Origin of the sequence: Streptomyces sp. NPDC046915 (assembly GCF_040644935.1) — a bacterium.
Taxonomy (GTDB): Bacteria; Actinomycetota; Actinomycetes; order Streptomycetales; family Streptomycetaceae; genus Streptomyces.
The window spans coordinates 377751-385150 of sequence record NZ_JBEYXB010000007.1; the positions used below are offsets into that span (position 1 = coordinate 377751).

The window sequence follows — 7400 nt, forward strand, 5'->3', positions numbered from 1 at the left end:
TCAAAGATGACATTGTCGCGTGGCGGCCCTGGCCAAGGCCGCCGCGCATTGGGCAGAATGCCCGTGCCGCAGGTCACAGGGCTCCCGAGAGGCGAGACAGGTGACCCGTCGGCGGAGTGCGACCGATAAGCTGTTTCTCGGACGATGCCGGGCGCAGCCCCCCGCGTCGTCCGCCAATGATCAGACAGCAGCCGCTGCAACCCCAGGGAGCGTTGTGTCCCGTCGCCTGTTCACCTCGGAGTCCGTGACCGAAGGTCACCCCGACAAGATCGCTGACCAGATCAGCGACACCATTCTCGACGCGCTTCTGCGAGAGGACCCGACCTCCCGGGTCGCCGTGGAGACGCTGATCACGACCGGTCTGGTGCACGTGGCCGGCGAGGTCACCACCAAGACCTACGCGGACATCGCGACCCTGGTCCGCAACAAGATCCTCGAGATCGGTTACGACTCCTCGAAGAAGGGCTTCGACGGCGCCTCCTGCGGCGTGTCCGTCTCGATCGGCGCGCAGTCCCCGGACATCGCGCAGGGCGTGGACACGGCCTACGAGTCCAGGGTCGAGGGCGACGAGGACGAGCTCGACAAGCAGGGCGCCGGCGACCAGGGCCTGATGTTCGGCTACGCGTCCGACGAGACGCCCACCCTGATGCCGCTGCCGATCTTCCTGGCGCACCGTCTGTCGAAGCGCCTGTCGGACGTCCGCAAGAACGGCACCATCCCCTACCTGCGCCCCGACGGCAAGACGCAGGTCACCATCGAGTACGACGGTGACAAGGCCGTCCGCCTCGACACGGTCGTCGTCTCCTCGCAGCACGCGAGCGACATCGACCTGGAGTCGCTGCTCGCGCCCGACATCCGTGAGTTCGTCGTCGAGCCCGAGCTGAAGGCTCTCCTGGACGAGGGCATCAAGATCGAGACCGAGGGCTACCGCCTGCTGGTCAACCCCACCGGCCGCTTCGAGATCGGCGGTCCGATGGGCGACGCCGGCCTGACCGGCCGCAAGATCATCATCGACACCTACGGCGGCATGGCCCGCCACGGCGGCGGCGCCTTCTCGGGCAAGGACCCGTCCAAGGTGGACCGCTCGGCGGCGTACGCGATGCGCTGGGTCGCGAAGAACGTCGTCGCCGCGGGCCTGGCCTCCCGCTGCGAGGTCCAGGTGGCCTACGCCATCGGCAAGGCCGAGCCGGTCGGTCTGTTCGTCGAGACCTTCGGCACCCACAAGGTCGAGACCGAGAAGATCGAGAAGGCGATCGACGAGGTCTTCGACCTCCGTCCGGCCGCCATCATCCGCGACCTCGACCTGCTCCGCCCGATCTACGCCCAGACCGCGGCGTACGGCCACTTCGGCCGCGAGCTGCCCGAGTTCACCTGGGAGCGCACGGACCGCGTGGACGCGCTGCGCAAGGCCGTGGGCCTGTAGGTCCGGCACGGCTTCCCACCGAGGCCCGGCTTCCCCCTGGGGAGCCGGGCCTCGGCATTTCACCGTCGTGATCATGGCCCGTGCCGGTTGTCAGTGGAGTTTGGTAAGAATGCAAGCGTGAGCAGCGAGAACGGGCAGGGGGACGGCGGGACCGAAGGGGCCCCGGCGGCGGAGCAGCTCGCGCTCGTCCGGGAGGGTGTCCGGCAGGGGAAGGCGAAGGCGCCGCGGGCCAAGCCGAGGACCTGGCGGGGGGCCGCGCTGGCCAAGGAACTGCCGGTGGCGCGGGTGCTGGTCGACAAGGGCGTGCTCCATCTCGACCGGTACTTCGACTACGCCGTGCCCGAGGAACTCGACGAGCAGGCGCGGCCCGGGGTGCGGGTCCGGGTGCGGTTCGGGGCCGGGCGGGGCCGGGTGCGGGAAGGGCGCCGTGAGGGCGGGGGGCTCATCGACGGGTTTCTCGTCGAGCGGCTGGCCGAGTCGGACTACTCCGGGCCGCTGGCGGCCCTGGCGCAGGTCGTCTCGCCCGAACCCGTGCTGAGCGAGGAACTGCTGGGGCTCGCGCGGGCCGTCGCCGACCGGTACGCGGGCAGCCTCGCCGACGTACTCCAGCTGGCCGTGCCGCCGCGCAGTGCACGGGCCGAACAGCGCCCCTCGCCGGCACCGCTGCCGCCGCCCACGGTGCCCGACGCGGGGTCGTGGGCCGGGTACGAGCACGGGGCCGCCTTCGTCGAGTCACTGGCCTCCGGGGGCGCCCCGCGCGCCGTGTGGAACGCGCTGCCCGGGCCCGGGTGGAGCGAGGCGCTGGCACGGGCCGTGGCCGCGACGCTCGCCTCGGGGCGGGGCGCGCTCGTCGTCGTACCGGACGGGCGGGCCGCCGCCCGGGTCGACGCCGCGCTGACCGCACTGCTCGGCGAGGGGCGGCATGCGCTGCTCACCGCCGACGCCGGGCCCGCGAAGCGGTACGCGCAGTGGCTTGCCGTGCGACGCGGGTCGGTGCGGGCCGTGGTCGGCACTCGGGCCGCCATGTTCGCGCCGGTGCGGGATCTCGGGCTGGTCGCCGTCTGGGACGACGGGGACGACAGCCACAGCGAGCAGCACGCCCCGCAGCCGCATGCCCGAGACGTGCTGCTGCTGCGTGCCGCGCTGGACAAGTGCGGTTTCCTGCTGGGCGGTTGGAGCTGCACCGTGGAGGCGGCGCAGCTCGTGGAGAGCGGCTGGGCCCGGCCCCTGATCGCGGGGCGTGAGCAGGTGCGGCGGACGGCGCCCCTGGTGCGTACCGTCGGGGACGGCGAGCTGGGGCGCGACGAGGCCGCCCGCGCCGCCCGGCTGCCGACGCTCGCCTGGCAGGCCGCCCGGGAGGGACTGCGGCACGGGCCGGTCCTGGTGCAGGTGCCCCGGCGGGGGTACGTGCCCCGCATGGCCTGTGCGCAGTGCCGGGCCCCCGCGCGCTGCCGGCACTGCTCCGGGCCGCTTCAGGCGCAGGACGCCGGGGCTCTGCGCTGCGGCTGGTGCGGACACGAGGAGGGCGCCTGGCACTGCCCGGAGTGCGGAGGCTTCCGGTTGCGCGCCCAGATCGTCGGGGCGCGGCGGACCGCCGAGGAACTGGGCCGGGCCTTTCCCGCCGTACCCGTGCGGACCTCCGGCCGTGAGCATGTGCTGGACACGGTGCCGGCCGCGCCCGCGCTGGTGGTGAGCACACCGGGGGCCGAGCCGGTCGCCGAGGGCGGCTATGCGGCGGCCCTGCTGCTGGACGGCTGGGCCATGCTCGGCCGGCCCGACCTGCGCGCCGGTGAGGACGCGCTGCGGCGCTGGATCGCGGCCTCGGCGCTGGTGCGCCCGCAGGGCGAGGGCGGCACCGTGGTCGTCGTCGCCGAGCCCACGCTGCGGCCCGTGCAGGCGCTGGTGCGCTGGGACCCCGTCGGGCACGCGGTGCGGGAGCTGGCCGAGCGGGCCGAGCTGGGATTCCCGCCGGTGTCGCGGATGGCGGCCGTGACGGGCACGGCGCAGGCCGTCGCGGAATTCCTCGGTACGGTCGAAATGCCGTCGGACGCCGAGGTGCTGGGGCCCGTGCCGGTGCCCGTCACCCTTCCCGGGCGGCCCCGGCGGCCGGGAGCACCGCCTCCCGGGGAGCACTGGGAGCGGGCGCTGGTCCGGGTGCCGCCGGGCAGCGGGGCCGCTCTCGCGTCCGCGCTGAAGGCGGCGCAGGCCGCGCGGATGGCGCGGGGGAGCGGCGAGGCTCCGGTACGGGTGCGGATCGACCCGCCGGACATCGGGTGAGTCCGCGGCCGGGGGCGAGGTGGGCCCGGCACATACGGCCGCCCTCCCGGACGCGGGTGCCGGGAGGGCCGGGTGCGCAGGGACCGGAGCGCCCTGCGTCAGCCGTTGCGCGGTCCGGGGAAGGCCGTGGTCCTGGCCTCTTCGCGGAGCGTGGGGCTGCCCGCGGTCGGCTGGGTCGGCATCGAACGGGCCGCCGGGACCGTCGGCAGCGTGGGCAGAGCGGTGTTCACATCGAGCGTGCGGGTGCCCGACGGCTCCGTCGAGCGTTCGGCGTCGGCGGCCGCCTGGGCCGCGGCGCGGCGGGCGCCGTACCGGCGGTGGACGGCCTGCTTGGTGACCCCGAGCGCGGAGCCCACCGCGTCCCACGAGAAGCCGAGTGAGCGGTCGAAGTCCACGGCGGCCGTGACCAGGGTCTCGACACTGTCCCGGAGTTCCTGGGCGAGACGGACCGTCGGGGCGGGGGCGCGTCCGTAGACGACGAAGCCCGTGGAGGGGCCGGAGCGGCGCGGGCGGTAGACGTTGCCCAGCTGGGCGGTGAGCGTGCGCAGCGCTTCCACCTGCCGGCGGACCCGCTCGATGTCCCGCACCAGCAAGTGCAGGCTGGCCCGGGCCTGGGCGTCGTGGGTTGCGTGGTCGGCCATGAACAAGCCTCTCGAACCGGCGTTGAAAGGAACTGGGCCGCGAACGCGCCCCGATGTGGTCAACTCTGTCTTGACCAACGCGTCGGCGCTCCGCTGGTAACGGGGTGGGGGCGTGTGCTCTTGCGCGTACGCCGTTCTCCCACGCGCGTACCACCCGTTTCCAGTTGGCCGGAGGCTCGGGTCGGTGTGGGCCGCTCGCCGTCGGCGGCCGCCCGCTCGCGGCTGGTGATCACGGCATAGACTTGTGCGTTGCCCGTCGATCGCCGCCCGAGAGGCCCGTTGCCACCCATGAAGCTCGTCTTCGCCGGTACCCCCGAGGTCGCCGTTCCCGCTCTCGACGCTCTTCTCGCCTCCGGGCGGCACGAGGTGGCCGCCGTCGTCACGCGCCCCGACGCGCCGGCCGGGCGGGGCCGCAGGCTGGTCGCGTCCCCCGTGGCCGAACGCGCGGCGGAGGCCGGGATCGAGGCGCTGAAGCCCGTCAAGCCGCGGGACCCGGAGTTCCTGGAGCGGCTCAGGGAGATCGCGCCCGACTGCTGCCCCGTCGTCGCCTACGGCGCCCTGCTGCCCAGGGTGGCCCTCGACGTGCCCGCGCACGGCTGGGTCAACCTGCACTTCTCGCTGCTGCCGGCCTGGCGCGGGGCGGCTCCCGTGCAGCACGCCGTCATGGCGGGGGACGAGATCACCGGGGCCTCCACCTTCCTCATCGAGGAGGGGCTGGACTCGGGCCCGGTCTACGGGACGGTCACCGAGGAGGTCCGGCCCACCGACACCAGCGGTGACCTGCTCACCCGGCTGGCGTTCGCGGGCGCCGGGCTGCTCGCCGCCACCATGGACGGCATCGAGGACGGCACGCTGAAGGCCGTACCGCAGCCCGCCGAGGGGATCACCCTCGCCCCCAAGATCACCGTCGAGGACGCCCAGGTCGACTGGTCGGCCCCCGCGCTCCGCGTGGACCGGGTCGTGCGCGGCTGCACCCCGGCGCCCGGCGCCTGGACCACGTTCCGCGGCGAGCGGCTCAAGCTCATCCATGTCACGCCCGTGCCCGAGCGGACGGACCTCGCCCCGGGGCGGCTGGCGGTCGGCAAGAACAGCGTGCACGCCGGCACCGGTTCGTACGCCGTCGAGCTGCTGTGGGTGCAGGCCCAGGGCAAGAAGCCGATGCGCGCGGCGGACTGGGCCCGGGGTGTGCGCATCGCGGACGCGGAGACGCTGGGCTGAGGCACCCGGCCCGCCTGCGCGGGTGCCGGCCGGACGTACGCTGGACCCCGCACCCCATCCCACACCCGGAGCACCTTTTTCGTGAGCGAGCAGCCCCGTCGGCCCAGTAAGCCCGCCAAGCCCTACCGCCGTCCCCAGAAGGACCCCGTCCGCTTCCTCGCCTTCGAGGCGCTGCGTGCCGTGGACGAGCGGGACGCGTACGCCAACCTCGTACTGCCGCCGCTGCTGAGGAAGGCGCGGGAGAAGGGCGACTTCGACGCCCGGGACGCGGCGCTGGCCACGGAGCTGGTGTACGGGACGCTGCGCCGGCAGGGCACGTACGACGCCGTCATCGCCGCCTGCGTCGACCGGCCGCTCAGGGAGGTCGACCCGCCCGTCCTCGACGTGCTCAGCCTCGGCGCGCACCAGCTGCTCGGGACGCGGATCCCGACGCACGCCGCCGTGTCCGCCTCCGTCGAGCTGGCCCGGGTCGTGCTCGGCGACGGCCGGGCGAAGTTCGTCAACGCCGTGCTGCGCAAGGTGGCGCAGGACGACCTCGACGGCTGGCTGGCGAAGATCGCGCCGCCCTACGACGAGGATCCCGAGGACCACCTCGCCGTCGTGCACTCCCACCCCCGCTGGGTCGTCTCCGCGCTGTGGGACTCGCTCGGCGGTGGCCGCGCCGGGATAGAGGACCTGCTGGCGGCCGACAACGAGCGGCCCGAGGTGACCCTGGTCGCCCGCCCCGGGCGCGCCACGACCGAGGAACTGCTCCGCGAGGAGGCCGCCGTGCCCGGCCGCTGGTCGCCGTACGCCGTGCGGCTCACCGAGGGCGGGGAGCCGGGTGCCGTCGAGGCGGTGCGGGAGGGCAGGGCCGGGGTGCAGGACGAGGGCAGCCAGCTCGTCGCCCTCGCGCTGGCGAACGCGCCGCTGGAGGGGCCGGACGAGAAGTGGCTCGACGGATGCGCCGGACCCGGCGGCAAGGCCGCGCTGCTCGGCGCGCTCGCCGCCGGACGCGGGGCGACGCTGCTCGCCTCCGAGAAGCAGCCGCACCGAGCCGGGCTGGTGGCCAAGGCGCTGGCCGGCAACCCCGGGCCGTACCAGGTGATCGCGGCCGACGGGACCCGGCCGCCGTGGCGGCCCGGCAGCTTCGACCGGGCGCTGGTGGACGTGCCGTGCACCGGCCTGGGAGCCCTGCGCCGACGGCCCGAAGCCCGCTGGCGGCGGCGCCCGGAGGACCTGGAGACCTTCGCGCCGCTCCAGCGCGCCCTGCTGCGCGGCGCGCTGGACTCGGTGCGGGTCGGCGGCGTCGTCGGCTACGCCACCTGCTCGCCGCACCTCGCCGAGACCCGGGCCGTCGTCGAGGACGTGCTCAAGCAGCACCCGGACACCGAGCTCCTCGACGCCCGCCCCCTCCTGCCGGGCGTCCCGTCACTGGGCGAGGGCCCCGACGTACAACTGTGGCCACATGTGCACGGCACCGACGCGATGTACCTGGCCCTCATCCGCCGAACCGGCTGACACGCTGCTCCGCCGGACCGGCAGCCCGGCACGGCCGTGGGACCGCCGGGCGGGCCGGTGGGTCGGTGTGCGGGCCGGTCGGCGTGCTGGTCCGCTGGATCGGCCGGTGCGGTCTTCCGCCGGCCCGGTTGCCTTTCGTCCGCCGGCCCGGCTGACGCGCTGCTTCGGCGGGCCAGCAGGCTCGCGCGGCCGTGGGACTGCCGGGCGGGCCGGTGGGTCGGTGTGCGGGCCGGTCGGTGTGCTGGGCCGCTGGATCGGCCGGTGCGGTCTTCCGCCGGCCCGGTTGCCTTTCGTCCGCCGGCCCGGCTGACGCGCTGCTTCGGCGGGCCAGCAGGCTCGCG

At 74.8% G+C, this 7400-nt stretch carries 5 protein-coding genes; 4 read left to right on the forward strand and 1 reads right to left on the reverse strand.

Annotated features, from left to right (window positions below):
- Positions 1-214 precede the first annotated feature (214 nt).
- Positions 215-1423 (forward strand): methionine adenosyltransferase, encoded by a 1209-nt coding sequence (gene metK, locus ABZ915_RS20785; protein ID WP_361804830.1) that lies wholly within the window; start codon positions 215-217, stop codon positions 1421-1423.
- A gap of 117 nt (positions 1424-1540) precedes the next feature.
- Complete coding sequence (locus tag ABZ915_RS20790) at positions 1541-3700, forward strand: primosomal protein N' (RefSeq protein ID WP_361804833.1); 2160 nt, start codon at positions 1541-1543, stop codon at positions 3698-3700.
- Positions 3701-3798: 98 nt separating this feature from the next.
- On the opposite strand, the gene ABZ915_RS20795 is transcribed toward ABZ915_RS20790, so the two are convergent.
- Complete coding sequence (locus ABZ915_RS20795; RefSeq protein WP_361804836.1) at positions 3799-4341, reverse strand: hypothetical protein; 543 nt, start codon at positions 4339-4341, stop codon at positions 3799-3801.
- Positions 4342-4629: 288 nt separating this feature from the next.
- On the opposite strand from ABZ915_RS20795, the gene fmt reads away from it, so the two are divergent.
- Positions 4630-5559 carry a methionyl-tRNA formyltransferase gene (fmt, locus tag ABZ915_RS20800; protein ID WP_361804839.1) on the forward strand — a complete coding sequence of 310 codons (930 nt, stop codon included), beginning with the start codon at positions 4630-4632 and terminating at the stop codon, positions 5557-5559.
- Positions 5560-5640: 81 nt separating this feature from the next.
- Complete coding sequence (locus ABZ915_RS20805) at positions 5641-7059, forward strand: transcription antitermination factor NusB (protein ID WP_361804842.1); 1419 nt, start codon at positions 5641-5643, stop codon at positions 7057-7059.
- The last annotated feature ends 341 nt before the right edge of the window (positions 7060-7400 follow it).